The 25,494-nt window shown below is 68.8% G+C and carries 28 protein-coding genes and 1 tRNA gene; 11 read left to right on the forward strand and 18 right to left on the reverse strand.

Annotated features, from left to right (window positions below):
• The first annotated feature begins 176 nt into the window (after positions 1 to 176).
• Positions 177 to 581: an SH3 domain-containing protein gene (locus VEB62_RS12730; RefSeq protein ID WP_324800225.1), complete on the forward strand. Its 405-nt coding sequence runs from the start codon at positions 177 to 179 to the stop codon at positions 579 to 581.
• 52 nt (positions 582 to 633) lie between these two features.
• On the opposite strand, the gene VEB62_RS12735 is transcribed toward VEB62_RS12730, so the two are convergent.
• From VEB62_RS12735 to VEB62_RS12765, 7 genes are all read right to left on the reverse strand, one after another.
• A complete protein-coding gene (locus VEB62_RS12735) occupies positions 634 to 1,269 on the reverse strand; it encodes a S24 family peptidase (RefSeq protein ID WP_324800228.1) in 636 nt (211 codons plus the stop codon).
• A 92-nt stretch (positions 1,270 to 1,361) separates the two neighbouring features.
• Positions 1,362 to 1,790 (reverse strand): hypothetical protein, encoded by a 429-nt coding sequence (locus VEB62_RS12740; RefSeq protein ID WP_324800232.1) that lies wholly within the window; start codon positions 1,788 to 1,790, stop codon positions 1,362 to 1,364.
• A gap of 47 nt (positions 1,791 to 1,837) precedes the next feature.
• The gene (locus tag VEB62_RS12745; RefSeq protein ID WP_324800234.1) at positions 1,838 to 2,278 is read right to left on the reverse strand and encodes a hypothetical protein; all 441 of its coding nucleotides are present in this window, start codon (positions 2,276 to 2,278) and stop codon (positions 1,838 to 1,840) included.
• An 87-nt stretch (positions 2,279 to 2,365) separates the two neighbouring features.
• Positions 2,366 to 2,701: a hypothetical protein gene (locus VEB62_RS12750; protein WP_324800236.1), complete on the reverse strand. Its 336-nt coding sequence runs from the start codon at positions 2,699 to 2,701 to the stop codon at positions 2,366 to 2,368.
• A gap of 43 nt (positions 2,702 to 2,744) precedes the next feature.
• Positions 2,745 to 3,134 carry a hypothetical protein gene (locus VEB62_RS12755; RefSeq protein WP_324800239.1) on the reverse strand — a complete coding sequence of 130 codons (390 nt, stop codon included), beginning with the start codon at positions 3,132 to 3,134 and terminating at the stop codon, positions 2,745 to 2,747.
• A gap of 62 nt (positions 3,135 to 3,196) precedes the next feature.
• Positions 3,197 to 3,595: a PaaI family thioesterase gene (locus VEB62_RS12760; RefSeq protein ID WP_324800242.1), complete on the reverse strand. Its 399-nt coding sequence runs from the start codon at positions 3,593 to 3,595 to the stop codon at positions 3,197 to 3,199.
• Entirely contained in the window at positions 3,592 to 4,038 is a 447-nt protein-coding gene (locus VEB62_RS12765) for a PaaI family thioesterase (RefSeq protein WP_324800245.1), read from the reverse strand. Before VEB62_RS12765 ends, VEB62_RS12760 begins: the two co-directional genes overlap by 4 nt.
• An 84-nt stretch (positions 4,039 to 4,122) precedes the next feature.
• Here VEB62_RS12765 and VEB62_RS12770 point away from each other — a divergent pair, with 84 nt between their 5' ends.
• Positions 4,123 to 5,154 (forward strand): ligase-associated DNA damage response exonuclease, encoded by a 1,032-nt coding sequence (locus tag VEB62_RS12770; RefSeq protein WP_324800248.1) that lies wholly within the window; start codon positions 4,123 to 4,125, stop codon positions 5,152 to 5,154.
• Here the strand turns inward: VEB62_RS12770 and VEB62_RS12775 are convergent.
• On the reverse strand, positions 5,151 to 6,767 hold the full coding sequence (locus VEB62_RS12775; RefSeq protein ID WP_324800251.1) for a response regulator: 1,617 nt from the start codon (positions 6,765 to 6,767) through the stop codon (positions 5,151 to 5,153). The two genes, VEB62_RS12770 and VEB62_RS12775, sit on opposite strands and share 4 nt — an antisense overlap.
• 193 nt (positions 6,768 to 6,960) lie before the next feature.
• Here VEB62_RS12775 and queC point away from each other — a divergent pair, with 193 nt between their 5' ends.
• Genes queC through VEB62_RS12790 form a run of 3 tightly spaced genes read left to right on the forward strand, consistent with a single transcriptional unit; the run spans position 6,961 to position 8,686 of the window.
• Positions 6,961 to 7,692: a 7-cyano-7-deazaguanine synthase QueC gene (gene queC, locus VEB62_RS12780; protein ID WP_324800253.1), complete on the forward strand. Its 732-nt coding sequence runs from the start codon at positions 6,961 to 6,963 to the stop codon at positions 7,690 to 7,692.
• Entirely contained in the window at positions 7,689 to 8,324 is a 636-nt protein-coding gene (gene queE, locus VEB62_RS12785; RefSeq protein WP_324800256.1) for a 7-carboxy-7-deazaguanine synthase, read from the forward strand. Before queC ends, queE begins: the two co-directional genes overlap by 4 nt.
• Positions 8,321 to 8,686, forward strand: a complete 366-nt coding sequence (locus VEB62_RS12790; protein WP_324800259.1) for a 6-pyruvoyl trahydropterin synthase family protein — start codon at positions 8,321 to 8,323, stop codon at positions 8,684 to 8,686. The genes queE and VEB62_RS12790 overlap by 4 nt, the downstream gene beginning before the upstream one ends.
• 1 nt (position 8,687) lies before the next feature.
• Here VEB62_RS12790 and VEB62_RS12795 read toward each other — a convergent pair whose 3' ends face one another.
• The 5 genes from VEB62_RS12795 to VEB62_RS12815 form a co-directional block, all read right to left on the reverse strand.
• Positions 8,688 to 8,960: a hypothetical protein gene (locus VEB62_RS12795; protein ID WP_324800262.1), complete on the reverse strand. Its 273-nt coding sequence runs from the start codon at positions 8,958 to 8,960 to the stop codon at positions 8,688 to 8,690.
• Positions 8,961 to 9,187: 227 nt separating this feature from the next.
• Positions 9,188 to 9,766 (reverse strand): hypothetical protein, encoded by a 579-nt coding sequence (locus tag VEB62_RS12800; RefSeq protein ID WP_324800265.1) that lies wholly within the window; start codon positions 9,764 to 9,766, stop codon positions 9,188 to 9,190.
• Entirely contained in the window at positions 9,751 to 10,752 is a 1,002-nt protein-coding gene (locus VEB62_RS12805) for a hypothetical protein (protein WP_324800268.1), read from the reverse strand. Before VEB62_RS12805 ends, VEB62_RS12800 begins: the two co-directional genes overlap by 16 nt.
• Before the next feature lie 299 nt (positions 10,753 to 11,051).
• Positions 11,052 to 11,128: transfer RNA gene (locus VEB62_RS12810), tRNA-Val, on the reverse strand.
• A gap of 10 nt (positions 11,129 to 11,138) precedes the next feature.
• Complete coding sequence (locus VEB62_RS12815; RefSeq protein WP_324800271.1) at positions 11,139 to 14,450, reverse strand: autotransporter outer membrane beta-barrel domain-containing protein; 3,312 nt, start codon at positions 14,448 to 14,450, stop codon at positions 11,139 to 11,141.
• A 198-nt stretch (positions 14,451 to 14,648) separates the two neighbouring features.
• Here VEB62_RS12815 and VEB62_RS12820 point away from each other — a divergent pair, with 198 nt between their 5' ends.
• The 4 genes from VEB62_RS12820 (at position 14,649) to VEB62_RS12835 (ending at position 17,678) form a co-directional block, all read left to right on the forward strand.
• Complete coding sequence (locus tag VEB62_RS12820; RefSeq protein ID WP_324800273.1) at positions 14,649 to 15,539, forward strand: SPFH domain-containing protein; 891 nt, start codon at positions 14,649 to 14,651, stop codon at positions 15,537 to 15,539.
• Between the two features lie 28 nt (positions 15,540 to 15,567).
• Positions 15,568 to 15,723, forward strand: coding sequence for a type II toxin-antitoxin system antitoxin (locus VEB62_RS12825; protein ID WP_324800275.1), 156 nt, complete (start codon positions 15,568 to 15,570; stop codon positions 15,721 to 15,723).
• Positions 15,724 to 15,856: 133 nt separating this feature from the next.
• Positions 15,857 to 17,107, forward strand: a complete 1,251-nt coding sequence (locus VEB62_RS12830) for a glycosyltransferase (RefSeq protein WP_324800297.1) — start codon at positions 15,857 to 15,859, stop codon at positions 17,105 to 17,107.
• Positions 17,108 to 17,162: 55 nt separating this feature from the next.
• On the forward strand, positions 17,163 to 17,678 hold the full coding sequence (locus VEB62_RS12835; RefSeq protein WP_324800277.1) for a histidine phosphatase family protein: 516 nt from the start codon (positions 17,163 to 17,165) through the stop codon (positions 17,676 to 17,678).
• Here VEB62_RS12835 and parE read toward each other — a convergent pair whose 3' ends face one another.
• Both parE and VEB62_RS12845 read right to left on the reverse strand, forming a co-directional pair.
• Positions 17,679 to 19,796: a DNA topoisomerase IV subunit B gene (gene parE, locus VEB62_RS12840; RefSeq protein ID WP_324800280.1), complete on the reverse strand. Its 2,118-nt coding sequence runs from the start codon at positions 19,794 to 19,796 to the stop codon at positions 17,679 to 17,681.
• The gene (locus VEB62_RS12845; RefSeq protein WP_324800283.1) at positions 19,762 to 21,114 is read right to left on the reverse strand and encodes an O-antigen ligase family protein; all 1,353 of its coding nucleotides are present in this window, start codon (positions 21,112 to 21,114) and stop codon (positions 19,762 to 19,764) included. Before VEB62_RS12845 ends, parE begins: the two co-directional genes overlap by 35 nt.
• Positions 21,115 to 21,158: 44 nt before the next feature.
• Between VEB62_RS12845 and VEB62_RS12850 the strand changes: the two genes are divergently transcribed.
• Together VEB62_RS12850 and VEB62_RS12855 are read left to right on the forward strand one after the other, a co-directional pair.
• Entirely contained in the window at positions 21,159 to 22,334 is a 1,176-nt protein-coding gene (locus VEB62_RS12850; RefSeq protein ID WP_324800285.1) for a low temperature requirement protein A, read from the forward strand.
• Positions 22,335 to 22,338: 4 nt separating this feature from the next.
• On the forward strand, positions 22,339 to 23,115 hold the full coding sequence (locus VEB62_RS12855; RefSeq protein WP_324800288.1) for an AbrB/MazE/SpoVT family DNA-binding domain-containing protein: 777 nt from the start codon (positions 22,339 to 22,341) through the stop codon (positions 23,113 to 23,115).
• Here the strand turns inward: VEB62_RS12855 and VEB62_RS12860 are convergent.
• The 3 genes from VEB62_RS12860 to VEB62_RS12870 all read right to left on the reverse strand — a co-directional run.
• Positions 23,112 to 24,437 (reverse strand): glycoside hydrolase 5 family protein, encoded by a 1,326-nt coding sequence (locus VEB62_RS12860; RefSeq protein ID WP_324800291.1) that lies wholly within the window; start codon positions 24,435 to 24,437, stop codon positions 23,112 to 23,114. The genes VEB62_RS12855 and VEB62_RS12860 overlap by 4 nt on opposite strands.
• 20 nt (positions 24,438 to 24,457) lie before the next feature.
• The gene (locus VEB62_RS12865; protein ID WP_324800293.1) at positions 24,458 to 24,736 is read right to left on the reverse strand and encodes a hypothetical protein; all 279 of its coding nucleotides are present in this window, start codon (positions 24,734 to 24,736) and stop codon (positions 24,458 to 24,460) included.
• Positions 24,736 to 25,494 (reverse strand): 3'-5' exonuclease (locus tag VEB62_RS12870; protein ID WP_324800296.1); only part of this gene is annotated, 759 nt, incomplete at its 5' end. The genes VEB62_RS12865 and VEB62_RS12870, both read right to left, overlap by 1 nt.

Here is a 25,494-nt window from a genome sequence, read left to right on the forward strand (position 1 = left end):
GAACTGAACATAACGCCGCGCCACGGGGTGCCTTCACCTTGGCCGGTGCATTGTGCCTGTCCATCGATCAACTCGATGACAGGAGATGAGCAATGTAGAAGAACAAGATCACCGTCGCTCTGGCCTCGGCCGCCCTGCTGGCCTCGCTGGCGCCAGCGGCCCTGCCGACCGCCGCCATGGCCCAACAGGCCAACGGCATCACCAACTGCGACGCCCCCGGCGGCCGTCAGCGCACCGGCGCCCTGATCGGCGCGGTCATTGGCGGCCTCGCCGGCAGCCAGATCTCGCGTAACGAACGCACCCTCGGCGCGGTGGTCGGCGCCGGCGCCGGCGCCGCCGCCGGGTCCTACATCGGCTGCAACCAGCAGCGGGCCAGATCCTACAGCTCAAACTACAGCTATGGTGAGGGCGACAGCTACCGCGCGACCTCGAACCTGCGCATCCGCTCGGGCCCGGGGACCAGCTATCGTCAGGTCGGCAGCCTGTCGGCCGGCCAGCCGTTCACCGCGATCAGCTCGCAGGGCGAGTGGGTCCAGATCGCCGGCGGCGGCTGGGTCAACGCCCACTACGTCAGCCGCTGACAGCGCCGCACCGCAAGGAAAGGCCGCCCCCCGGGGCGGCCTTTTTTGCGCGCTACTGGCTGACCCAGAGAATCCGGCCCATCCAGACGATGTCCTTGCGGGGCACGACGCGCGGCTCATAGGCCGGATTGACGGAGGCCAGGGTCACCGCGCGCGCGGTCAGTCCGGCCACCTCCTTGGCCAGGGTCTCGCCGCCGGTGGTGCGCACCACCACCCGGTCCCCCTTGCGCACGTCCGAGGCCTCGCGGTCGACGATGACCCGATCGCCTTCGCGGTACAGCGGGACCATGGAGTCGCCGGCGATGCTCAGGCTCAGCAGGGTCTCCTTCGGGCGCGGCAGTTCGGTCTGCTCCCAGCCGTCCCCGACCGGCAGGCCGGCGTCGTCGAAGAAGCCGTCCTGTCCCGCCTGGGCCATGCCCAGCATCGGCACGGTCGCCGCCCGCTCCGGCGCGTCATTGGCCAGGGCGGCGAACTCTCCCAGCGACAGGCCCGTGGCCCGCAGGACCTGGGTCAGGCTCTCGGTCGACGGCCAGCGCGGCCGCGGCGGGTCGCCCGGCCCGAACCGCTTCGACGGATTGAAACTGGTCGCGTCCAGCCCGGCCCGCCGGGCCAGGGCCGAGGCGCTGATCCCCTCCCGCCGGGCCAGCCCGTCGATCGCCTTCCAGAGCTGGCCGTGGGAGAGGGGCATGGGGGGCGGGACCTCCGGGACGGCCCGAAGGCCGATTCGGAGGCAGGATACCGCAGGCGTCTAGGAATATCCACCTAGAGGCGCCCGGGCGGCTATTCCAGCCCGAGGGCGCGGCGGTCGCGCCAGGCCTGCAGGACGCCGAGCGTGAGAGCCAGCAAGACGCCGTAGTTGGCCAGGTTGATGACCGCGTAGAAGGCCACCATGGGCGGCCGGACGTCGACCATCGTCAGGACGTGGGTCATGACGGCCAGCGACTGGAGCGCGCTGGCCCAGACGGGCCACGACCGGCGGCTTTTCCACGCCACGGCGGCGTAGGCGGCGAGCAGGACGATATCGAGGATCATCAGGCCCGCCTGGACGCCGTACAGCCGGGTCTCTTCCTGGACCAGCAGGGCCGCCAGGGCGCCGATGGCATAGATGCCGCCGCCGACCCGCTCGGGCTCGTCGCCCTTCAGGAAGGCGAAGGCCACGACGATCACGCCGACCGTGGCGGCGACCTGGGAATAGATGGTGTCGAACACTGGCTGGCCCTCCGCGCCGGACGCTCACACCGGAGCCTCAGCGGCTTCTAGATTTCCCCGGACCCCATGGCGGCGGCCCGCCGCTCCTGCCAGGCCCAGAAGGTGCCGACGGCGAGTGCGATCAACAGGCCGTAGTTGGACATGTTAATGACCGTGGCGAAGGCGTCGGACGGCGGCCGCAGGTTGGCCGCCACCAAGAGGTGGCCGGTGACGATCAAACTCTGAAAACCGGCGGCCCAGACGGGCCAGGCCCGGCGGCTATGCCAGGCGATCCCGAGAAAGACGACCAGCAACACAATCTCGAGCGCCATTACACCCCATCGCGGAACGCTCAGGCTGGTGCCATCCCTGATCATCGTCGTGGCCAACAGGGCAATCGCATAGGCCGCGGCGCCCATTCGCTCGGGCTCGTCTCCCTTCAGAAAAGCAAAGGTGACGACGAGGACGGCGACCGCGAGGACGACCTGCGCGTAGATGGTCTCAAACACAGAATCGCCCCCATGCGCCAAGCATGAGGGCGATGATGCCTTAAGTCAGCACTCGCGGAAATGACCGCTCGCCGACATTACTTCGAATTAAACCGCGCGGAGACGGTGCTCGCCGATGGTCTCGGGTCGCGTCTGGCCCTTCTCCGCGATCTCGGCATAGACGCCATAGCCCAGACGGCGGTGATCCTTGGCGAGCTCTTCGTGGCACGCGACGACGGCCTGACGCGCGGCGCCTAGGGCAGCGATGGCCTCGAGCGCCCTGGCCTGGGCCTCGGCGCCGAGGACCGGCGAAAGGTTAAGCGCCGAGCGCGAGCCGATCATCGACTGCACCAGGGTCGTGGCGCGAGTGATGGCCGCGTCGACGGATTGTTCGGTCGCATTCAGATCACCGGCGACGCTGGCGATCACTTGGGCCTTATCCATGGAAGTCTCCAAACTGACTCAAACTGAAGAAGTAAATGAGGTCTTAACACAACTCACCAATTGTCGGTAGGGATTTGTTCACCATGGCGACGCTTGTGTCACCTTCCGGACACACCCCGCCGCCGATGGGCGGGGTGTCGCCCGGCTTGTCGACGGGCCCGACGGCGAGGGTTTCCAGGCCCAGTTTCCGGGCCAGGGCGGCGAGGGTGTTATGGGTCTGCACCAGGTGGCCGCGCGCTTCGGCCAGGGCGCCGATGGTGGCCGCCGCGCCGCTGAAGGCGCGCTGGCCGGTGACGGCGGACAGCCAGGCGTCGGCCCGGGCTCCGGGCAGGGCGGCGGTCAGCGCCGCGGTCTCCGCCATGGCCCGGTCGATGGCCGCTTCGGCTGAGTAGAGGCGGGCCGCGAGGGCTTCGCCGATGCCTTGTCTCGTCATGATCTTCCTCCGTGATTAACCATCACGTAGAGGAAGCAATCAGGCGTTACAACGAACTACAACTAGAGATTGTAAGTAGACACGAGGAAATGGGCCGTGAGGGAGGCGATCGGCTGGGCTTCGTCCTCCTGCCAGGCCTCGGCCAGCACGTGCGCCACCCGCCGTCCCGCCTTGCTGATGCGTGCGCGGGCATGGACGTCGGCGGGTCGGCCCGTGCGCAGATAGGCCACCGTGACGTTGATCGGCCGCGGCAGGCGCAGGCGGGGGTAGGACAGGGCCACCTGGGCCACGGCGGTCAGTTCCAGCAGGGCGGCGGTCGCCCCGCCGTGCAGCGCCGGCAGCATGGGATTGCCGATCAGCCGCTCCGCGAACGGCATGGTGACGGTCAGGACGTCGCCGTCCTGGTCCGAGGTCAGGCCGAGGAAGCGGGCGTAGGGCAGATGGTCCAGCAGGGCGCTCATTTCACCGGCTCCCGGCCGTCGCTGGCGCTGAGCATATAGGCGGCCTGGGCCGCGGCGACCGGATCGTCGGGCCCGTCCTCGAACGCCCACGCCCGCACGAAGGCGATGGAGTGGGTCAGGCGATAGCAGCGCGCCTCGGCGATCAGGGCCCGCCGGGGCTCGGCCGCCCGCATGTAGTCGACGCGCAGATCGAGGGTGGCGATCGGTTCGAACCGGTCCAGCGCGATCCACACCGCCAGGCCGCCGACATGGTCCAGCAGGGCGGTGACGAGACCGCCCGCCAGCACCCCGGTGTCAGGATCCCCGACCAGATCCTCACGCCAGGGCACGCGGAGGCGCACCCGGTCGCCCTCCAGGCCGTCATAGACGAAACCGAGGGCGTGGGTGTGGGCTGCCCCGGAGGCGAGCTGGGGCAGCAGGGAGACGAGGGTGGAGGACGTCATGACCTGCTATCAACCCGGGGGAGGGCGTGGACGCAAGCGCGGCTCGTGCGTTCCCGCCCTGTCACGAGGGCCCATATCCGACCGATGACCCGCTTCGAGGACCTGCTCAGACCGACGCCGGCCGGCCTGTATTGCCCGCCGGGAGACTTTTACGTCGATCCGGTGCGGCCGGTTGACCGGGCGGTGATCACCCATGGCCACTCCGATCACGCCCGGGCCGGGCACGGCGCCGTGCTGGCCACCCCGCAGACCCTCGCCATCATGGCGGAACGGTATGGCGTCGAATTCGCCGGGCGCGAACAGCCGGCGGCCTACGGGGAGGCGGCTTCGCACAACGGCGTCGAGGTGACCCTCGTTCCGGCCGGCCATGTGCTGGGCTCGGCCCAGGCGGTGATCCGCTGGAAGGGCGCCACCATGGTGGTCTCGGGCGACTACAAGCGCCGCCGCGATCCAACCTGCGCCCCGTTCGAGCCCGTGCCCTGCGACGTGTTCATTTCCGAGGCGACCTTCGGCCTGCCGGTCTTCGTCCATCCGCCGGACGGTGAGGAGATCGGGCGGCTGGTCCAGTCGCTGCGGCAGTTCCCGGAGCGGGCCCATCTGGTCGGCGCCTATGCCCTGGGCAAGGCGCAGCGCGTCATCCGCCTGCTGCGCGAGGCGGGCTGGGAGCGGCCGATCTATGTGCACGGCGCCCTCGAGCGGCTCAACCGCCTCTATGAACGCGAGGGTGTCGAGCTGGGCCCGCTGTCGCCGGCCACCGGCCTGAAGCCCAACGCCCTGGGCGGGGAGGTGGTGATCGCCCCGCCCTCAGCAACCCAGGACCGCTGGGCCCGCCGCTTCGCCGATCCTGTTCTGGCCTTCGCCTCGGGCTGGATGGGAGTTCGGGCGCGGGCGCGCCAGAGGGGGGTGGAGCTGCCGCTGGTGCTATCGGACCACGCCGACTGGCCCGAACTGACCGCCACCTTCGCCGAGCTCCGGCCCGAGGAGGTGTGGATTACGCACGGGCGCGAGGAAGGGCTGCTGCGCTGGTGCGAACTGAACGGCCAGAAGGCCCGCGCGCTGCGGCTGGTGGGCTATGACGAAGAGGACGAGGAGACCCCGCCGGCCGAGGTCAGCTAAGCCGCCGAGCGGGACGACCGACTCCTGACCGGGGTTTCGGCCGGGGCCAGCGCGCCATGGATGGCCATGCGCAGCCGTTCGGGCTTGATCGGCTTCTCCACCACCGCGGCCATGCCGCAGGAGAGGTATTTCTTCGCGTCGTCGGGATCGGCGTTGGCGGTCAGGGCCACGATCGGGATGACGCTGACCGGCCCTTCGAGGGCGCGGATCGCCTGCGTCGCCTGGACGCCGTCCATGCGCGGCATCTTGATGTCCATCAGCACCAGATCGAATTTGCGCTCCTGCACGGCTTCCAGCGCCTCGACCCCATCCACGGCGGTCTCGGAGGTGCAGCCGAACATCTCGCACAAGGCCTGGGCGACCACGCGGTTGGTGGCGTTGTCGTCCACGATCAGAATGTGCGGCGTGGAGGTCATTTCATGGTCGGACAGCGACTGGACGTTTGACGCCGCCGCCGACTCCACCCGGATGCGGTCGACCTCGAGGTCGAAGGCGAACGTCGCGCCGCGTCCGCGATTGTTCTCGGCCCAGATGCGGCCGCCCATGCGGTCGATGATCTGCCGGCAGATCGAGAGGCCGAGGCCCGCCCCGTCCTGCCCGGAGCCGTGGACGAAGGGTTCGAAGATCGCATCCACGCGGTCGGCGTCGATGCCCGGACCGTCGTCACGGATGCGGGCCTCCAGCGTGATGCGGTCGCCGGCGGCCACCGCCTTGAGGCTGGCCTCGACCACCCCGTTTCGCGCGAATTTCAGGGCGTTGCCGATCAGGTTGTTGAACACCTGCTTCAGACGCACGCCGTCGACGACGGCGCCCAGTTCGGTGTCGCCCTCATAGCCGATCATCAGGGTGACATTGTCCTGCGAGGCGCGCGGCGCCCACATGGCCTGGATGTCGTCCATGAGGCTTCGCAGCGGAGTCGGCTCCGCATGCAGCTCCAGTTCCCCGGCCTCGGCCCGCGACAGGTCGAGAGCGTCCTGCAGGATGCGCAGCAGGGTCTCGGAGGATTCCACGATCGTGGTCACATGGGCGTGCGCCTGGGCGTTCAGCGGCTGGCGGCGCAGCAGCTCCGCTACGGCCAGCACGCCGTTCATCGGCGTGCGCAGTTCATGGCTCATGATGGCCAGGAACTGGCTCTTGGCGCGCGCCGACATCAGGGCCTGGGTCCGGGTGTCGCTCAGCACGCGCGCCTGCTCGGCCAGTTCGACGTTCTGGCGGCGCTGGCGCTCGTTGACGGCCTGCAGCAGGGACACGGCCGTGCCGACGCCATGGTATTGGCCGTTGCGGGTGACGATGAAGCCGCGCATCAGGGCGCCGGGTCCGCTCTTCAGCAGCACGTCGCAGAAGGTGTCGACCGCCACGCCGGCCTCGACCACCGCCGGATCCGGATCCATCAGATGGGTGATCGGCCGCTGGGCGTAGAGGGCGTGGCCGAAGGCGCCGGCGATTTTCAGCAGGAAGACGTTGCGCTCGATCAGGCCGACCGGGCGACGGCCGTCGACGACGGCGATGACGAGGGTGTCGGGCTCGCTTTCGAAGCGGGCGAATACCTCACTTCCCAGCGTGTGAGGCGACACCGCCTCGGCGCGCTCGGTGAGAACTTCGATGGTCGGCATACTCACCGGCACTCCACTGCGACCGGTGGACACTGCAAGGGAACCTTTTGCGGAAGGGTTAAGCTCGGCGGTGCTGTTTATCGCGCCGCTTTTGCGCGGACCCGCGGGCTGGTGTAGAAGGCCGGCCCCGTCCTGGAACGGCCCTGTCACCCTTGTCCATGCGCGCGGCCGACCGGCCGACCGCAGGTTTGTCATGAGCGATTCACTGCAAAATCCTGCAAATTCCGCTCTCGTGCTGTTCTCCGGCGGGCAGGACAGCGCCACCTGCCTGGCGTGGGCCCTGACGCGTTTCGAGCGGGTGGAGACGGTCGGATTCGACTACGGCCAGCGCCATGCGGTCGAGATGGAGGCGCGTCTGACCGTCCGCGAGGGCATGGGGCGGGTGCTGCCGCATCTGGCGGCCCGGCTGGGGCCGGATCACGTCGTCGACCTGACCGGCTATGGCAGGATCGCCGAGAGCGCCCTGACCGCCGACCGTGCCATCGAGATGGACGCCCGGGGCCTGCCGACTACCTTCGTCCCGGGCCGCAATCTGGTTTTCCTGACCTGCGCCGCCGCCCTGGCCGACCGCCGGGGGCTGGAGACGCTGGTCGGCGGGATGTGCGAGACCGACTACTCGGGGTATCCAGACTGCCGCCGCGACACGATCGACGCCATGGCCCATGCGCTGAGCCTCGGGCTGGACAAGCCGGTGGTGATCGAGACGCCGCTGATGGCGATGACCAAGGCCGACACCTGGGCCCTGGCCCACGAACTGGGCGGCCAGCCGCTGGTCGATCTGATCGTCGAGGCGTCGCACACCTGCTACCGCGGCGACCGCGACCACCGCGAGGCCTGGGGCTACGGCTGCGGCGACTGCCCGGCCTGCGAACTGCGCGCCGCCGGCTACGGCGAATGGGTGGCGCGGCCCGGGGGGCTGGCGTGACCTGGTCCGCAAAAGAGGTCTTCCTGACGGTGCAGGGCGAGGGCGGGCAGGCCGGGCGGCCGGCGGTCTTCCTGCGCTTCGCCGGCTGCAATCTGTGGAACGGGCTCGAGCGGGACCGCGCGGCGGCGGTCTGCACCTTCTGCGACACCGACTTCGTCGGGACCGACGGCGACGGCGGCGGCAAGTTCACGACCGCCGACGCCCTGGCGGACCATGTCGCCTCGATGTGGCGGGGCCGGGCCGGGGACCCGAAGCTGGTCGTCTGCACCGGCGGCGAGCCCTTGTTGCAGCTGGACGCCGCCCTGATCGAGGCCCTCCATGCCCGCGGCTTCGAGATCGCCATCGAGACCAACGGCACGCTGCCGGCGCCGGAGGGAATCGACTGGATCTGCGTCAGCCCCAAGGCCGACGCGCCGGTGGTCCAGACGTCGGGCCAGGAGCTGAAGCTGGTCTACCCGCAGCCCGCCGCCATGCCCGACCGGTTCGAACACCTGGCCTTCGAGCGGTTCTGGCTGCAACCCATGGACGGCCCGGACCGCGAGGCCAATACGGCGGCGGCCATCGACTATTGCCTGCGTCACCCGAAATGGCGGCTCAGCGTCCAGACCCACAAATACATCGGCGTCAGATGAGCGTTTTCGAGATCACCAAGGCGGCCACCTTCGACGCCGCCCACCACTTTCCGAACGAGCCGGACGGCAGCCCGTACCGGCGCATGCACGGCCATTCCTTCTCGGTCGAGGCGACCGTGCGGGCCGAGACGCTGGACGGCCACGGCTGGGTCGCCGACCTCGGCGCGCTGGACCGGGCCCTGAAGGCGGCGGCGGAAGAACTCGACCACGGCCTGCTCAATGACAAGCCGGGGCTGGAGCTGCCGACGCTGGAGCACCTGTGCCTGTGGTTCGCCGACCGGCTCAAGCCGGACTGGCCGGGGCTGAGCCGCATCGCGGTGTCGCGCCCGACCATTCACGAGCGCTGCGTGCTGACCCTCTAGGTCAGCAGTCGCGGCCCTGGCGCTGGCGCTGTTCGCAGCGGCGCTGCTCGCGCTCATACTCGCGCTGTTCGCGCTCGCGTTTGGCCCGTGTCTCCTCGTCGGAGGTGGTCACGGCGTCGACGCCCGCGCCGACGACCGCCCCGGTCGCCTTGACGGTTCCGCCGACCACGGCGCCGGCCGTGCCGACCACGGCCCCGACCACGCAGCCCTGAAGCATCAGGGCCCCTCCGAGGACGGCGGCGAGGGCGGTGCTGCGCGTGAATATGGACTTCATTGGAACTCTCCGGACGCCGCTTCCTGACACGGAAATGGTGAACGGCGCCTGACCGCGTATGGAGGACGGGCGCGGATGGTGGGCGGCGAGGGGTTCGAACCCCCGACCCCCTCGGTGTAAACGATGCTACTCGCGTTCGAAAGTATTGATTTTAAAGGCCTTGCGGTGCCGTTCCCCCCCGTTTTGTTCACGGCCTTTCCGCGGGTTTCAGGGGGGAAACCGGGGGGCTAGTGGGTTTTGGGCTTGTCGTCGTGCGAAACGACTTCCCCGAATCCTTCCTGCGTTTTGAACGAAGAAGCAGTGGTTGCTGCAGTCGCATTCTCGGCCGTTTTCTTTTTGGCTTCGGCCTCGGCCATTTCCGTTCGGACGGTAAGTGACCTGCGAATTGCTCCCGGGACTGCGCCGGACTTGCATACGACGAGGACCGCCAGCGCGCCGACCACGCCCTGCCCGCCAGCAGCCATCAGTTGCAATGCCAAGGGGTGGATCTGATTGGCGTATGGCGCGGGCACGTTCAGCAAAAGCAGAACCACGAGCGTCAGAGCAATCATGCCGAAGACGGCGAACAGCAAGTCCACGGTCGCCATGATTTCAGCGCCGAGCGAGGAGACGAGCCTCACCGACCGCGAGCCAGTGCCCATCCCCCCAACGATGAGCGAGATCGTGGGAAGAATGCTAGCTGCGAGAAGGCCGAGAAACGTCGTGAGGAGTCTGCCCGGCTCACCAGAAAGCGAGCCGGCCGGCAGGAGAGCCGCGGCTATAAAGCCGCAGATCGCCGCGAACACCTCGGTCAGGCGAAGTTGCAATCGATCTTTCCCGCTTCAGCCCATTCCTTGAGCGCGTTCACAATCTGTTCCTTCGCGTCGGCGGGGTCTAGTAGGGTTCCGATCGTGGCCACCTGCTTCTTCACCGACAGCTTCACGATCCCGCCGCGTTCCTTCCCGTCGCCATCCATGCCGATATCTGCGGGGTCGATGTTTCGAAGGGCCTCATTTATTGTCGCTCGTGAGATTTTGGCTTTCCGGTTCTTACGTTTGATGAAGACCTTGAAGAAGCCCTCGATCCACCCGTCCGATGGAATCTCGTGGTCGAGGGCTGCAATGGCCTGTTCATCCCATCCTAACGTCCTCAACACGTCAAAAACGGTCGCACCTTCTCTTCTCAGCCTAGCGCGCTCTCGCTCGACGATCTCTTCCAGCGCTTCGGCAGCCGCGGCCACCCCCGCTCCCAAGTTCCGTTCAGCCTGAACGGTGATTTCGGTGCTTTCGGCCAGTTCCTTGCCGTCACCGGCGAGGAACCGGCTGTTCAAAACGACGGGTGCCCCGCCGGGTTCGAGGATTTCTACTTTCTGGAATAGGCTTGTCAGGTACCGTTCCAGGGTGCGCCCTTTGACCTGCTGACCTTCGATGAGGCCGACGTGGTTTCCGACAGCGGCGAAGTACAGGATGCCCTTCGCTACGCTCGCCTCCCCCAAGTTGATCTGCTGGAGAAGGAATTCCTCCGCGTCCTCCTCCAAGGACTGCATAACGGCGGCCACATCCGCGCCCTGCTGGAGATGGATCAGCTGGCCTACAAATATCTGGGCGTCCCACCCGGCCGGCTCTGTGATCTTGTTCAGAATGACGTAGCTGCCATCCTGGTCGATATCGATTATCCGGGATTTAGCGTTCAGGCCGATCATGGCCCCGCTTCGCTTGGTTCGCATGGCATCCACGATCATCGCCTTGAGCGTGCCGTCTTGAGGCATGCCTTCGGTCTTGAGCTGGCGGTACTGAATTGTGACTTTGGTCATAGGCGCTCCCCGAACCCGCGTTCTCTGACCACTCGCTGCTCAACCGGAGCATGAGTCAAGTCACGCTGGCTCTTGCCACCTCCTCGGCGCACCCGAGGGGCACTGATGGCCGGTCACATAGCCAGGGCTGTGAACCAAGCGCGCTCAACCCTTTGAAATGCCAGCCGGATTATTCGATCGAGGCACATGGCAATCGAGCGAGGAGTGCTGTCGTATGCGATCCCGTCTCCAATCATGGGGAAACAGGGGGGCAAAACGGCCGATTTCACGCCCCGAGCGGGTCTAAGTCATTGAAAACATGGTGGGCGGCGAGGGGTTCGAACCCCCGACCCCCTCGGTGTAAACGAGGTGCTCTGACCAGCTGAGCTAGCCGCCCGTTCGCCGACCTAGAACCGGAAGCTGGCCCGCAGGAACAGCATATACCGGATATAGTCGTCGATCATCTCGGCGTCGGCGCTGACGGACAGCATGCCCAGCTCGTTGCCGACGTTGAGGCGGAAGCCGAGGATCGGGCCGCCGCCCTCGATGGTGTCGGGCGTCAGGGTGAAGTCGCCGCCGCCCGAGCGGAAGCGGGCGATGGTCTCGCCCGGATCGACCGAGATGTTCTGGCGCCAGCCGACCCGGACCTCGGGGCGCAGCCAGTCGTTCTGGCCCATCTTCATGCCGAAATTGATCGCCGCCGTGGCCGAGAACATATGGCCTTCGCGGTCGTCGATCTCGAGGTCGAAGCCGTCGCCCCCGCCTTCCTCGACGTGGCCGTCCTCGCTCAGCGAGAAGAATTCGGCGTAGGCCTCGGGACGGATGGTGAAGCGCCCGAACTCGCGCTCGTAGGACAGCCCGCCGGCCGCGGCCAGGGTGAAGCCGTTCCAGTCGGACTCATTGGACAGGTTCAGGCCCTCGCCGACGAACCGACGCTCGGAGGTGAACGAGGCGTAGCCGGCCGCGGCGCGGGCCCAGGTGGTCCAGTACTGGCCTTGGGCGCGCCAGTAGAGGCCGAGCTCCAGCAGGCTGGCGGACAGGACTTCCTCGGCCTCGGCCTCGGGATCCTCGAGGTCGGACGAGGTGAAGGCGGCGGTCAGGCCGATCGCGCCCAGGCCGGTGCCGCGCTCGACCCCGCCGGCGACGCCGAAGCCTTCCGAGCGGAAGCCGTAGGTGTCGGTCTTGTCCTTGTCGGCGTAGAAATTGATCTCCTGCACCCAGGCGCTGGTTTCGCCCGGCGCCGCCGCGGCGTTGCGTCCGGTCAGGGCGCGGGTGACCGCGTCCACGCCCGAGGCCAGCGACAGCAACGGTCCGCCGGAGTGCTCGGGCAGCAGCTGCTCATACAGGTTCAGGAAGCCTTCGCGGTCCGTCTGGGCCAGGAAGGCGTTGCGGACGGCCTCGGCGTCGTCGTCGCCGATCGCGCCGTAGAAGGCGTCGAACATGGAGGCTTCGACCGGGATCAGGTCCGCCTCGGCCGCGGTGCGGCGGCGCACGTCAGCGAACACCTGGCCGGCGGGCACGTCGGCGCCGGCCTGGACCACGTACAGATAGGGCGAATTCTCCTCGACCGCGCTCAGGTCGAGGTCGCCGAAGTTCAGGGTCGTGGCGTCGATCAGGGTGAAGCGTCCCGGCGCATCCAGCAGGGAGGTGAACCGGACGCCCAGGCCGGCGCCGTCGGCCAGCGTGGCCGTTCCGGCGACGTTGAAGTAGCCGGAGGTGTTGTTGGCCGGATCCAGGGTGACGATAAGGTTGCCGTCGCCCCCGACGTTGAGACTGGTGACGTTCAGCACGGCGTTCTGGCGTGCTTCGAGCGTGCCGTTGGCGACGTTGACGGCCAGCGCCCCGTCGGTGTCGCTCAGCCCCCCCCGCACGATGGCTCCGCCGGTGACCGACAGGGTGTCGGCGCCCGCGCCGAAGGCGATATCGCCGAACACGACGCCGTTGCGGATGTCGAGGGTGTCGGCGCCGCTGCCCAGCCTGACCGCGCCGACCATGTTCGGTTCCGCGCTGTCCGGCACGCCATCGCCATCGGTGTCGGGATTGGACGTCGTCGGCGTGCCGGGGGTCCCTGACTGGATCAGGGTGAATCCGGTCGTATTGGCGCTGACGTCGATCGCGACGCCGACGCCGGTGATCGGATCGCCGTCGGCGTTCGCGCCCACGTTGGCCTGGATGACGCCGGTATTGGTGACCGTGTTGAGGCCGCCGCTGAGGTCGCGGATGGCGAAGGTGTTCGCCACGCCCCCGGTGGCGGACGCCACGATCGTGCCGCTGTTGGCCACGCTGCCGACGGTGGCTCCGGCATCGATCTGAACGGCTGTGACGGTCGCCGCCACGTCGCTGGTCGAGCCCGCCGTGATGCTGTTCGAGTTGATCAGCGTGGGCGCGGTTACGCCGCCGCCGAACCGGATGGCCGTGGCGTCTCCGTCCTGGGCCACGGCGATGATCGTGCCCTCGTTGCGGACTCCGCCGGCGATGTCGACGGTCTGGCCGGCGTTGCCGCCAAGCACCAGGGCCTGGGCGTCGATACCGTCATAAATTCCCTGGGCCGCCACCGCGCCGCGGTTGATGAAGCCATAGGCGTTGGCGCCCGTGCCGACGACCCCGAGAGTGATCGACTGGGTTGCGGAGCCGATCTCGATGGCCGGGGCGGATCCGAAGCTGGCGACCGACGCCGTGCTTTCGGTCGAGTCGAGCAGGCCGTCGCCGTCGCGATCGGTGTCGGTGCGGTTGACGGTGCCGTCGCCGTCGTCGTCCTCGTCACCGTTCTTGACGCCGTCGCCGTCATCGTCGCCCTCGATGCCGAGGCCGGAGTACTGAGGCGCCCGATCCAGCACGACGCCTTCCGCGATGTTGCCCTGGATGCTCAGGGCCGCGCCGCCTTGCAGCAGGTCGTCGGCGTCCAGTTCGTCCAGCAGCAGGATGCGCTCGTCGTCGGCGGTCGGCTCGACATAGTCCGCCGGGCGCTCGGCGGGCCGGGCGGTGAACCGGTAGCCGGTCGACGAAATGGCGGAATGAACGACGAGGCCGCCGCCGACATCGCCCTCGATGGAGGCTCCGACCGAATTCCCGCCGCGCACGGTGACGGCGCCCAGCAGTCTCGTGTCGCCGCTGACGTCGCCCGTGACGCGGACGCCGTAGCTGTCATTCCCCACGACCTGGGTCGAGCCCAGCATGTCGAACCTGCCCGTGAGAGGCGCTTCCAGCGAGATTCCGTAGGAGTTGTTGCCCTCAACGGTGATCGACGCGCCGGTCTCGACGACGATATTCCCCACCAGCGGCGACGCGCCGGCCACGCGGACGCCGTAGCGGCCGGTGCCGCTGGCGAACGCACCGTCGGCATCGCCGTCGTTGTCGGTGTCGAGATCGGCGTCCGACGCGATGTTATCGGTGATCGAGATCGTGCCGCCGAGCGTGATGTTCGCCGTGTTGCCCCCGTTGACGAGCACGCCGGTGGCTCCGTCCGCGGCGCTCGCCATGGTGATCGAGCTGCCGGAATCCATGTCGAAACCGTGGCTGGAATTCACCGTCACGGCGACCCCGGTGTTGACCGCGATCGAACCGCCGGAAGCCATGCGGATGCTGTCAGGACCGGACCCGGTGGCGTTAGCCGTGGTGATCGGCGTGGTCCGGGCCGTCGAGATGACGACTTCGGCCATGGCGCCGGAAGCGGCCATCAGGGGAGCGATCGCCACCGCGGTCGCGAGCATAATACGCATTCAGAAGAACCCCTGTGGACGACACGCGCAGAGACGCCGGCGATCCTCTAACAGGGACCACGCCAGCCTGCCTCAAGTTTCTCGAATTTGAGGCGAATGCAAGGCCGAAGGCGACCCTCCGACGACGAACGCAAGCGCGGCTATTGCCTAAATTGAAATCAGAGTGATATCACTTCCATATCGAATCAGGAGGGACTGATGACCACGACCCACTCGAAATCCACCGAGCGCCCGGCGTCCACCGCCAACGGGTTGGTGATGCTTCTCCTCGGCTTGCTGCTGATCGTCGGCGGCCCGATCGTGGTGTCGCAGGACCCGGACAACGCCCTCGTGGTCATCGGCGGAATCGTCACGGCCGTGATCGGCCTGCTGCTGCTCTGCGGCCTCTATTCGCTGCAGCCGAACGAAAGCATGGCCATACTGCTGTTCGGCGAATACCGCGGCACCGACCGCCAGACTGGACTGCGCTGGGTCCTGCCCTGGTACAGCCGCAAGAAGATCAGTCTGCGGGTCCGCAATCTGACCAGCGACAAGCTGAAGGTGAACGACAAGCGCGGCAGTCCCATCGAGATCGCCGCCAACGTCGTCTGGCGGGTCCAGGACTCGGCCCAGGCCCTGTTCGACGTCGATGACTACCAGGCCTTCGTGAACATCCAGGTCGACACCGCCCTGCGCGACATCGCCTCCCACTACGCCTACGACCACGGCGAGGAGGACGCCGAGCCCGAGATGACCCTGCGCTCGGACGCCGAGGACGTCGCCGGCCGTCTCCGCGACGAGCTCGTCAATCGGGTGAGCGTCGCCGGCGTGGCGGTAGACGAGGCGCGGCTGGCGCACCTGGCCTACGCCCCGGAGATCGCCGGCGCCATGCTCCGCCGCCAGCAGGCCGAGGCCGTCCTGGCCGCTCGCCGCCTGATCGTCCGCGGGGCCGTCAGCATGGTCGAGAACGCCCTTCTCGATCTGGGCGAGCGGGGGGTCGTCGAGCTCGACGAAGACCGCAAGGCGGCCATGGTCTCCAACCTGCTCGTCGTGCTGTGCGCCGACCGCGACGCCCAGCCGGTGGTCAACGCCGGCACCCTGTACGGCTGAGATGGCGCGATCGAGGAAGCCGTTCCTGATGCGCGCGTCTTCCGGCGTGATGGCGGCGGTCGAGCGATTGGCCGCCGCCGAGCTTCGCTCGGTCAACGCCCAGATGGAGGTATTGCTGCGCGAAGCCCTGGCGCGGCGGGGCGTCGTCCCGTCGGAAGACCCTCCGCCGACGGATGACGCTTGAGCTTCGCGGTCGCGGGCGCTACGGCGCGCGGATGGTGAAGTCGCATATGTCCAAGGTTCGCAAGGCCCGTCGCATCCAGAAACGGGTCAGGCGCGTTGGCCCGCTCGGTATCAGCGCCGCGGAGAAGGAACTGATGAACCTGGCGGGACTGGAGGTCCAGGAAGGCGAACTGCGCCTCATCCCGGGCTGGGACGAGGAGGTCTCGGAGACGCTCAGGGCGACCAAGGCCGCGGGCGAGGACGACCGGCCCCGCCTGGTCGACACCACCATGCTCTATGCGCCGCGTTCCGGCGGGGTGAAACGCTACCTGCTGTCCAAGAAGGCGTGGCTGGAGGCAGAACGCCCCGGCGTCGCCCACTCGCTGGTCGTGCCGGGCGCGCACCACAAGGCCGGCGAGGACGGGATCGTCCAGCTGCACGCCACCAAGCTTCCATTCGGCGACGGCTACCGCTGGCCGACCTCGGTGCGCCGCTGGGGGGCCTGGGTGGCGTCGCTCAATCCGTCGATCATCGAGGCCGGCGATCCCTACACGCCCGGGCAGGGGGCCCTCGAGGCCGGCCAGCGCGCCGGCTGTCCGGTCGTCGGCTTCTGCCATTCCGATCCCGCCGGCCTGGCCGCCCTGCATTTCGGCGAATGGGCCAAGAAGCCGGTCGAGAAGCGCTGGGCCCGGCTGTTCGGCCAGTTCGACCGCGTCGTCTCGCCCAGCCGCTACATCGCCCGCCGGCTGGAGGAAGCGGGCATTCGCGACATCGTCATCCAGCCGCTGGGGGTCGAGGTCGACACCTTCCGCCCGGACCGCCGCGACCGCGACTGGCTGCTGAAGAAGCTGGGCCTGCCCGCCGCCGCCCGTCTGCTGTGCTTCGCCGGCCGCCCGGCCCGCGAGAAGAACATCGACGTGCTGATCGAGGCCGTGCAGCGTCTCGGCGATCCCTATCACCTGGTGCTGGTCGGCGCCGGCGCGGGCCTGCCCGCCGAGGACCGGGTCATCTCCCTGCCGTATGAGGCCAACCCCAAGGCCGTGGCGCGGATCATCGCCTCCTGCGACGCCTTCGTGCACGCCAACGACAAGGAGCCCTTCGGCCTGATCGTGCTCGAGGCCATGGCCTGCGGCCGGCCGGTCGTCGGCGTCAACGCCGGCGGGGTCAAGGAGACGGTCGACGACACCGTCGGCCAGCTGGCGAAGAGCGCCGATCCGGTCCACTACGCCGCCGCCATCGAGGCCCTGTTCGCCCGCGACATCGAGGCCCTCGGCGCCGCCGCCCGGGTCAAGGCGGTCGAGCGGTTCTCGTGGGGCCGGGTGTTCGAGGACCTGTGCATGACCTACGCCGACGTCAGCGGCAAACCGGCCTTCGTGCAGCCGCGCGAGGAGTGGGCCGTCCACTGACGATCTCGACAATGGGCTCCGCCCCCGCCAGTCTGCGGAAAACGGGGACCCTCCTATGAAACGCCTTCTGTTCGCCGCCGCGGTCTCGCTGCTGACCGCGACTTCCGCCATGGCCCAGACCGTCATCATCGTCCGCCACGGAGAAAAGGTTGACGCCAGCGCCGACCCCGCGCTCTCAGAAGCCGGGCAGGCGAGGGCGCGGGCGCTCGCCGCCGAACTCACTGAGGCCCACCCCTCGGTGATCCTGACCAGTCCCTTGCAACGGACCCGGCTGACCGCCGCGCCGACGGCCGACTATCATTCGGTGACTTCCGAGGCGGTGCCGCTGGACGGCGGGGCCGGAGCCCATGTCGCCGCCATCGCCGCCCGCGTGCGCGCCCTGCCCGAGGACGCGACCGTCCTGATCGTCGGCCACAGCAATACCGTGCCGCTGATCGCGCGGGCCTTGGGGTATGCGGAGGCCGCCGACATGCCGGAATGCGAATACGACCGGATGACGGTGCTGCACCTGAACGGCGACGCCGCGCACGGCGTGGTCACCCGCTACGGCGAACCGACGACCTGTCCGTAATCACACGTCCAGCTCATCCACCACGAAGCGGGCGTTGTCCTGGATGAACTGGTAGCGGGCCTCGGCCTTCTTGCCCATCAGCCGCTCGACCAGGTCCTCGATCTCGTCCTCGGACGCCGGCACCGTGACCCGCGCCAGGGTGCGCTTCTTCGGGTCCATGGTGGTCTCCTTGAGCTGGGAGGCCATCATCTCGCCGAGGCCCTTGAACCGGCCGATCTCGACCTTCTTGCCCTTGAACACCGTGGCCAGCAGCTCGTCGCGGTGGGCGTCGTCGCGGGCGTATTCCGACAGGGGCCCGGCGCTGATCCGGTAGAGCGGCGGCAGGGCCATGAACAGCCGGCCCTGGCGGATCGTCTCGGGCATCGAGCGGTAGAAGAAGGTGATCAGCAGGGCCGCGATGTGCGCGCCGTCCACGTCGGCGTCGGTCATGATGACGATGCGCTCGTAGCGCAGGTCCTCGATGTTGAACCGGCTGCCCGGCTGCACCCCCAGCGCCAGCGCCAGGTCGGACAGTTCGATGTTCTGGCGCAGCTTGTCGGCCGTGGCCGAGGCGACGTTCAGGATCTTGCCGCGCAGGGGCAGGATGGCCTGGGTGGTGCGGTCGCGCGCCTGTTTGGCCGAACCGCCGGCCGAGTCGCCCTCGACGATGAACAGTTCGGTGCCCTCCGCCGTCTGGCGCGAGCAGTCCGACAGTTTGCCGGGCAGGCGCAGTTTGCGCGTGGCCTGGGCGCGCTGGACCTCCTTGTCCTTGCGGCGTTTCAGCCGGTCCTCGGCCCGCTCGATGACGAAGCCCAGCAGGGTGTTGGCCTGTTTCGGGCTCTCGGTCAGCCAGTGGTCCAGCGGATCGCGCATCAGCTGTTCGACCAGCCGCTGGGCGTCGGGCGACGACAGCCGGTCCTTGGTCTGGCCCTGGAACTCCGGATTGCGCACGAACACCGAGATCAGCGCCCCGGCGTTGGCGACCACATCCTCGGCGGTGATCAAGCCGGCCCGCTTCTCGTTGGTGAGCTCGCCGTAGGCCTTGAGTCCCTTGACCAGCGCCGCCCGGAAGCCGGCCTCATGGGTGCCGCCGTCCGGCGTCGAGACGGTGTTGCAATAGGACGAGACGAAGCCGTCGGCCTCGCCGAAGCCGATGGGGCTCCAGGTCACGGCCCATTCGACCGCCCCGGCCTCGCCCTTGCGCTCGACCCGGCCGGCGAAGGCGGGGGTCACGGTCTCGATCTCGCCGATCCGCTCGGACAGGGCGTCGGCCAGGCCGTTGGGGAAGTGGAAGACGGCTTCGGTCGGGGTGTGGTCGGTGATCCGCTCCGGCGCGCAGCTCCAGCGGATCTCGACGCCGCGGAACAGGTAGGCCTTGGACCGCGCCATGCGGAACAGCCGCGCCGGCTTGAAGGCCGCCCCGGTGCCAAAGATTTGCTCGTCCGGCTTGAACCGGATCAGGGTTCCCTTCTTCCTCGACGGCTGCAGCTGGGCGATCGGCCCCAGCGGCAGGCCGCGGCTGAAGGACTGTTTCCACTCGTAGCCGTCGCGCCAGACGGTGACGTCCAATCGCTCGCTCAGGGCGTTGACCACCGAGACGCCGACGCCGTGCAGGCCGCCCGAGGTCTCATAGGCCTTGCCCGAGAATTTGCCGCCCGAGTGCAGCACCGTCATCACCACTTCCAGCGCCGACTTGCCGGGGTGTTTGGGGTGCGGGTCGACCGGAATGCCGCGGCCGTCGTCCCGGACCGCCAGCCAGCCGTCGGCGTCGAGGTCGACGGTGATCAGCTTCGCGTGCTTGGCGACCGCCTCGTCCATGGCGTTGTCGAGGACTTCGGCGAACAGGTGGTGCAGGGCCCGCTCGTCAGTGCCGCCGATGTACATGCCGGGGCGTTTGCGGACCGGCTCCAGCCCCTCCAGCACCTCGATCGACGAGGCGGAGTAGCCGGTCGCCGCCGCCAGCGGGGCGGAGGCCGGACCGTCGGCCGGGCGGGGCTGCGGCGCGGGCTCGTGTTTCGGCGCGGCCGCCTGCGGAGTCAGGGCCGGGTCCGCCGTGGGGAGGGGCGAGGCGGGGTCGCCCGGGCGCGGCAGCGTCGGTTCGTCGTCAAACAGCGAAAGGAGGTCGGCGGACTGGCCCATGGGGATACTGTGCGGCGATTCGGGAGCCGGTCTGGTAGGCCCGGCGGCGCTTCTCCACAAGCGGGACAGGACCTGGGGCCGGCGCCGGCAGGATGCCCCGGGTCATCACCGCCATGAACAGCACCCACGGCAGGCCCTGGTGGGCCAGCAGGATGCTTTCCGACAGGCTCAGCACGAAGAAGGCGGTCAGGAAGCCCAGCGCCCACCAGCCCTCGCGCAGGCCCTGGCCCATCGAGCGGAACAGGGTGATCAGGGCCGTGGACGCCATCAGCGCCCCGACCAGGATCGCCCCCGGCCAGCCCAACTGCACCAGCAGGTCGATCCAGCCGTTGTGGGCGTTCGGAACCGGCCACTGGGTTTCCTTGCGCACCCAGTCGGCCGGGACGGACTCGCCGGCGCGACCCCAGAAGGCCCCGTAGCCGTAGCCGGTCCACGGCTTGTCGGCGACCTTGCGCATCAGGGCGTCCCAGATGTCGGTGCGCCCGGTCAGCGACGGGTCCTTGCCCAGCGCCTCCAGCACCGCCACCGAATTGGACTCCCAGGTCCATACGCCCAGCGCCGTCACCACCACGGCGCACCAGATCGCCACGACGCTGAAGGCCGCGCCGCCACGACGCAGGCTCCAGAACCCCCCCACGAAGGCCAGCCCGATCAACAGGCACAGCAGCGAGGTCTTGGACTGGGTCGCCAGCACCAGTCCGCTGGACAGAACCAGCGCGATGGCCGGCAGCAGGCGTCGCGGGTCCGGCGAGGCGAGGCAGGCGGCCGAAGCCGTGGCCCCGATCACCATCACCGCCCCCATCTGGTTCTTCTCGTACCAGAGCCCGCGCCACAGGCCGGCGTTGTCGTACTGGTGCACGCCGATCGACGGGAAGGCGAACACCATGACCAGGCTGCCGACCGCCATCAGCAGCGCCGTGTGCATCAGCAGCCGCGGCAGATGCGGCCCCCGGAACACCGCGCCGAGATACAGGGCGAAGACCCCGCTGATGGCCAGGGCGATGACCCGCCGGCTGGTCGTCTCGAAGTCGATCGACCAGTAGCGCGAGGCGAAGGCCAGCCCGACCAGCAGCCCGACGGCGATCGCCGCCGGCCACGCCCGCCACAGCCGGTCGATGCGATACAGCGCCATGCCGAAGATCGCCGCATAGGCCGGCAACCACACCAGCCGCAGCACCGGCGTTTCTTCCTGCAGCGGCGCAAACACGGGCCCGATCAGAGCGCCGGTCAGCATGGCGATGATGACAATACAGATCGCCCGCTCCCACAGGCTGGGAGCGGCTTCGATCAGGACCGCGTCTGGACGGGACTCGCGCACCCGTGCAGGGTCGCCGAACGGGCTTAAGGAAGGGTTGGGGAACCATGGCGCGCGGCCTGCTCAGGAACCGGGACGGGGCTCACGCGCGGGTCGGCTTCGTCGAACTGTTCTTCGACCTGGTCTTCGTCTTCGCCGTCACCCAGCTTTCGCACACCCTGCTGGAGCACCTGACCTGGCTGGGCGTGCTCCAGGCGGCCATGCTGCTGGGGGCTCTGTGGTGGGCCTGGATCGACACCAGCTGGATCACCAACTGGCTGGACCCCGAGCGGCCGCAGGTGCGGATCATGCTGTTCGCCCTGATGGGCGCGGGCCTGATCATGTCGACCTCCCTGCCGGAGGCTTTCGGCGACAAGGGCCTGGTCTTCGCGGCCGCCTTCGTCTCCATCCAGGTCGGGCGCGGCCTCTTCACCCTGTGGGCCGTGCGCCGGGACGAGGCGCTGCGCCGGAATTTCCAGCGCATCTCCATCTGGGCCGTATCGGGCGGCGTGCTGTGGATCGCCGGCGGCCTGCTGGAAGGGCAGGCGCGCCTGATCGTCTGGCTGTTCGCCGTCGCCGGAGAGTTCGCCGCTCCGATGCTGTATTTCTGGGTCCCCGGCCTCGGCCGGTCCCACACCGCGGACTGGCAGGTCGAGGGCGGGCATCTGGCCGAGCGCGTCGGCCTGTTCATCATCATCTGTCTGGGCGAATCCGTGCTGGTCACCGGTGCGACCTTCGCCGGTCTCGAGTGGACGCCCGCGGTCGTCGCCGCCTTCGCCTCGGCCTTCATCGGCGCTCTCGCCATGTGGTGGATCTGGTTCAGCCGGGCCCACCACGCCGCGTCCGACATCATCGCCCGCTCGGACGACCCCGGCCGCATCGCCCGGCGCGCCTACACCTATGGCCCCATCCTCGTGGTCGCCGGCATTATCGTCACCGCGGTCGGCGACGAGCTGTCGCTGAGTCATCCGGGAGGACCGGTGACGTTCACCACCGCCGCCGTGCTGATAGGCGGGCCGCTGCTGTTTCTGGCCGGCGCCCAGGTCTTCAAGCTCGCCGCCTTCGGGACCTGGTCGCCGTCGCGGCTGGTCGGCGCCGCGGCCCTGGCCGCCCTGGGCGCCCTGGTCCCGGTCGCGCCGTGGCTCACGCCGCTCGGTCTGGCGGCGGCGTCGACGGCGGTGCTTGTCGGGGTGGGGGCGTGGGAGACGCTGGCCGGGCGGACCACGCCGATGGACGGGGAATAGAGCGATGCTGTCTGGACTTTTCGGGGTGCGGCGCTTCCTCGATCCCGATGTGGAGGACTGGCACCTCGACACCTGGCGTATCCTCATCGAGCGCTTCGGAACCGAAGTGGCCCTCCGGGACACGCCGGTGGCCCTTCCGACCCGCGAGTTCTTTCCGCCGACCGAGGCCCGTGGCCATGACAAGGCCCGTCACATCTTCGATTGCGTGCGGGCGATCATGCAGATGCCCGAGGCGGACTGGCCGTGCCGGCTGGAGCCGCAACCCCGGCGGATGACGGGGGAACGGGTCGCCGAGTTCGTGACCATCGCCGGCGACCAGGATCCCAACGGGACCTTCCGGATCGAGCCGGACGGGGAGGTGGTCATTTCGTATGCGCCGGACCTGCTCGACGACCCGGGCGCTCTGGTCGCCACGCTCGCTCATGAGATGGCCCATTACCTGCTCGCGGCCGAGGCCGATCTCGTGGAGGACGAGACCCACGAACTGATGACCGATCTGGCGGTCGTCTACGCCGGGCTCGGGGTGTTCGGAGCCAATACGGCCTTCAGATTCGAGCAGCATGGCGACGCCTTCAGCCAGGGATGGAGCAGCCGCAGTTCCGGCTATCTGTCACCCCGGAGCTGGGCCTTCGCCCTGGCGGTGTTCGGTCGCCTGCGGGGCGACGACGGCGACATGGGGCGTCACCTCAAGTCCGAAGTCGACCAGTTGAGACGGCAGGCCCTGAAGTATCTCGACCGGACGCCGGAACTCCTCGCCGGGATTCAGCCGGCCGCCGTCTAGCCCGCCGCCGTCAGCGCCACGGCATGCGCCCGGATGCGCTCCAGCGTCGAGGCGTCGCTGTCGAACACTCCGTACCAGCCCTGAGGCTCATGGGGCGGGTCGCCGAGGAAGGCGTCGTCGCCGGGCCGGAACCGGGCGTCGGCGTGGGCGGCCCGGCCCTCGCCGTTCCAGGCCCAGAAGTTCGAGCCGACGAGCGGATCGCCCGCGCGGACGCTGGTCAGGACGGCGTCGTGGATCATGCCGTAGAAGGCGTCGCGCAAGGTGGTCGGCGCGTCGGGGGAATAGACGTCTCCGTCGCGGGGATAGCCGAACTCCTCGAGCACCAGCGGCCTGTCCAGCCGGCGCGCCAGCGCGATGTGCCGGGCGATGTAGTCCGCCGACTGCGTCATCGCCCGCCCGTGGGTTCCGGCCATGTCCGAACGGTCCAGCCAGCCCCAGTTGCCGGGCCAGAGATGCGCGGTCGTGTAGTCGATGTCGTCGAACGCCTGAGACGACAGGACGAGATCCTCGCGCTCCATCGACCCCTTCAGCCCCTCGCCGCCGGTCGAGACCAGATGGTTCGGATCGATCGACTTGATCAGCCGCGCCGTCGCGCCGATCCAGTCGTGGAAATCGGCCAAGCTCTGGTCCGCGACCGGATCGCTGCCGCCGGGGCGTGGCTCATTGGCCAGCTGCCAGGCCATGATGGCCGGGTCCTCGGCATAGGGCACGCCGGTCACGCTGTTCATCCGGCCCACGATCCGCCGGACGTGGTCGTGATACAGGGCGACGGCCTCGGGGCTGCGGTAGAAGCCGGCGACGAAGTCGGGGAACGCCGGCCACGGATGGGCCGGGTCGTTCATGTCGATATAGCGCCCGCCGTTGGTCCACAGCAGGTAGGTCGCCATCCCGCCGGACCATTCCCAGAAATTGGTCAGGTACAGCACCGCCTTCAGGCCGCGCTTGCCGATCTCGGCCATCGCATGATCGAGGCCGGTGAGCAGCCGCTCGTCATAGGCGCCAGCCTCGTCCCGGAACGCGGGTCGAACCGAGTTCTTCAGCGGCGACAGCTCGGCCGAGGCGGCGATGCGCAGGTTGGTGACCCCCAGGCCCGCCAGCGCGTCCAGCTCCCGCCCCAGTCGCGGCCGGTCGCCGATCCAGGCGGCGTACCATAGGTTGGCCCCGACGAACCGGTACGGCCGCCCGTCCAGAGTCAGCGCCATCCCCTCCCGCCGGACGAAGCCCGCCGGCGGCGCCGGGCGCGCCATGGTCGGGCCTCCGATGGAGAGGGTTGCAGCCGAGGCGGCCAGAGAGGTCGCGATAGCGGCCCGGCGCGTGATCATGGCTGGATCTCTCACGATGTTCAAAAGGCCGACAGGGCTTCGTCGATTCGAAGCACGTCCTCGGGCCGGTCCTTCCGGCTGAGCCTGAGCGCCGCGCCGTCGCGCAGCAGCGTCGGGCACCGCATGTCGCTCAGCGCCTTGTCGATCTCGGCCCGCCGGGCGTCGTCATAGGGCTCCTCGCCGGAAAAGTGCGCGCACATTTCGGCCCGCTCGACGAAACGGGTCACCGCGTCCTCGCTGTATGAGGTGGCGCACCCGGACAGGGCGAGGGCGGCCGTCGCGAGCACCAGCATCCGCATCAGGTCTTCTCCACGAACGTGTCGATTACCTTCTTCTCGCCCGCCTTGTCGAACGCGACCAGCAGCTTGTTGCCCTCGATCCCGATGATGTGGCCGTAGCCGAATTTCTGGTGAAACACCCGCTCGCCCTTCGACCATCCGCCGCCCGCCTGCGGATCCGCCGTGGCCACCAGCCGTCCGTCCCCCTCGATCAGCGTATGCCGCGCCGGCCTCGCCGCCGGGGCCCGCGCGGCCGCGAACGACTGCGCCCGCTTCCAGCCTGGCGAGGAATAGCCGCTGCCGAAGGTCGGCATCTCGTCCCAGCGGCTCTTGGCCTCCTTCATGCCGGGGGTGACGCCGTAGTAGCCGGTGTCGCTCTCGGCCTCGACGTGATCGATCGGCAGCTCGTCGACGAAGCGGCTCGGCAGCTGCGAGGTCCAGCGCCCGTAGACCAGCCGGTTGGCGGCGAAGCTGATGCGCGCGTCCTGCTTGGCCCGCGTCACGCCGACATAGGCCAGCCGCCGCTCCTCCTCGAGCCCCTTCTCGCCCTTCTCGTCGATGCTGCGCTGGCTGGGGAAGACGCCTTCCTCCCAGCCGGGCAGGAAGACCAGCGGGAACTCCAGGCCCTTGGCCTGGTGCAGGGTCATGATCTGCACCCGGTCGCCGCCGGCGTTGCGGTCGAGGTCCAGCACCAGCGACACGTGCTCCAGGAACGCCTCGAGCGTGTCGAACTGGGCCATGGCGTTGACCAGTTCCTTCAGGTTCTCCAGGCGCGTCTG

Source organism: Brevundimonas sp. (genome assembly GCF_035626975.1).
Classification (GTDB): Bacteria; Pseudomonadota; Alphaproteobacteria; order Caulobacterales; family Caulobacteraceae; genus Brevundimonas.

Excerpts from the sequence above, each read along its gene's own strand:
- VEB62_RS12730 (WP_324800225.1), top strand. The coding sequence starts at position 177 with ATGGCCCAACAGGCCAACGGCATCACCAACTGCGACGCCCCCGGCGGC.
- VEB62_RS12735 (WP_324800228.1), bottom strand. The coding sequence starts at position 1,269 with ATGCCCCTCTCCCACGGCCAGCTCTGGAAGGCGATCGACGGGCTGGCC.
- VEB62_RS12750 (WP_324800236.1), bottom strand. The coding sequence starts at position 2,701 with ATGGATAAGGCCCAAGTGATCGCCAGCGTCGCCGGTGATCTGAATGCG.
- VEB62_RS12755 (WP_324800239.1), bottom strand. The coding sequence starts at position 3,134 with ATGACGAGACAAGGCATCGGCGAAGCCCTCGCGGCCCGCCTCTACTCA.
- VEB62_RS12760 (WP_324800242.1), bottom strand. The coding sequence starts at position 3,595 with ATGAGCGCCCTGCTGGACCATCTGCCCTACGCCCGCTTCCTCGGCCTG.
- VEB62_RS12765 (WP_324800245.1), bottom strand. The coding sequence starts at position 4,038 with ATGACGTCCTCCACCCTCGTCTCCCTGCTGCCCCAGCTCGCCTCCGGG.
- VEB62_RS12770 (WP_324800248.1), top strand. The coding sequence starts at position 4,123 with ATGACCCGCTTCGAGGACCTGCTCAGACCGACGCCGGCCGGCCTGTAT.
- VEB62_RS12775 (WP_324800251.1), bottom strand. The coding sequence starts at position 6,767 with ATGCCGACCATCGAAGTTCTCACCGAGCGCGCCGAGGCGGTGTCGCCT.
- queC (WP_324800253.1), top strand. The coding sequence starts at position 6,961 with ATGAGCGATTCACTGCAAAATCCTGCAAATTCCGCTCTCGTGCTGTTC.
- VEB62_RS12790 (WP_324800259.1), top strand. The coding sequence starts at position 8,321 with ATGAGCGTTTTCGAGATCACCAAGGCGGCCACCTTCGACGCCGCCCAC.
- VEB62_RS12795 (WP_324800262.1), bottom strand. The coding sequence starts at position 8,960 with ATGAAGTCCATATTCACGCGCAGCACCGCCCTCGCCGCCGTCCTCGGA.
- VEB62_RS12805 (WP_324800268.1), bottom strand. The coding sequence starts at position 10,752 with ATGACCAAAGTCACAATTCAGTACCGCCAGCTCAAGACCGAAGGCATG.
- VEB62_RS12815 (WP_324800271.1), bottom strand. The coding sequence starts at position 14,450 with ATGCGTATTATGCTCGCGACCGCGGTGGCGATCGCTCCCCTGATGGCC.
- VEB62_RS12820 (WP_324800273.1), top strand. The coding sequence starts at position 14,649 with ATGACCACGACCCACTCGAAATCCACCGAGCGCCCGGCGTCCACCGCC.
- VEB62_RS12825 (WP_324800275.1), top strand. The coding sequence starts at position 15,568 with ATGCGCGCGTCTTCCGGCGTGATGGCGGCGGTCGAGCGATTGGCCGCC.
- VEB62_RS12830 (WP_324800297.1), top strand. The coding sequence starts at position 15,857 with ATGAACCTGGCGGGACTGGAGGTCCAGGAAGGCGAACTGCGCCTCATC.
- VEB62_RS12835 (WP_324800277.1), top strand. The coding sequence starts at position 17,163 with ATGAAACGCCTTCTGTTCGCCGCCGCGGTCTCGCTGCTGACCGCGACT.
- parE (WP_324800280.1), bottom strand. The coding sequence starts at position 19,796 with ATGGGCCAGTCCGCCGACCTCCTTTCGCTGTTTGACGACGAACCGACG.
- VEB62_RS12850 (WP_324800285.1), top strand. The coding sequence starts at position 21,159 with ATGGCGCGCGGCCTGCTCAGGAACCGGGACGGGGCTCACGCGCGGGTC.
- VEB62_RS12855 (WP_324800288.1), top strand. The coding sequence starts at position 22,339 with ATGCTGTCTGGACTTTTCGGGGTGCGGCGCTTCCTCGATCCCGATGTG.
- VEB62_RS12860 (WP_324800291.1), bottom strand. The coding sequence starts at position 24,437 with ATGATCACGCGCCGGGCCGCTATCGCGACCTCTCTGGCCGCCTCGGCT.
- VEB62_RS12865 (WP_324800293.1), bottom strand. The coding sequence starts at position 24,736 with ATGCGGATGCTGGTGCTCGCGACGGCCGCCCTCGCCCTGTCCGGGTGC.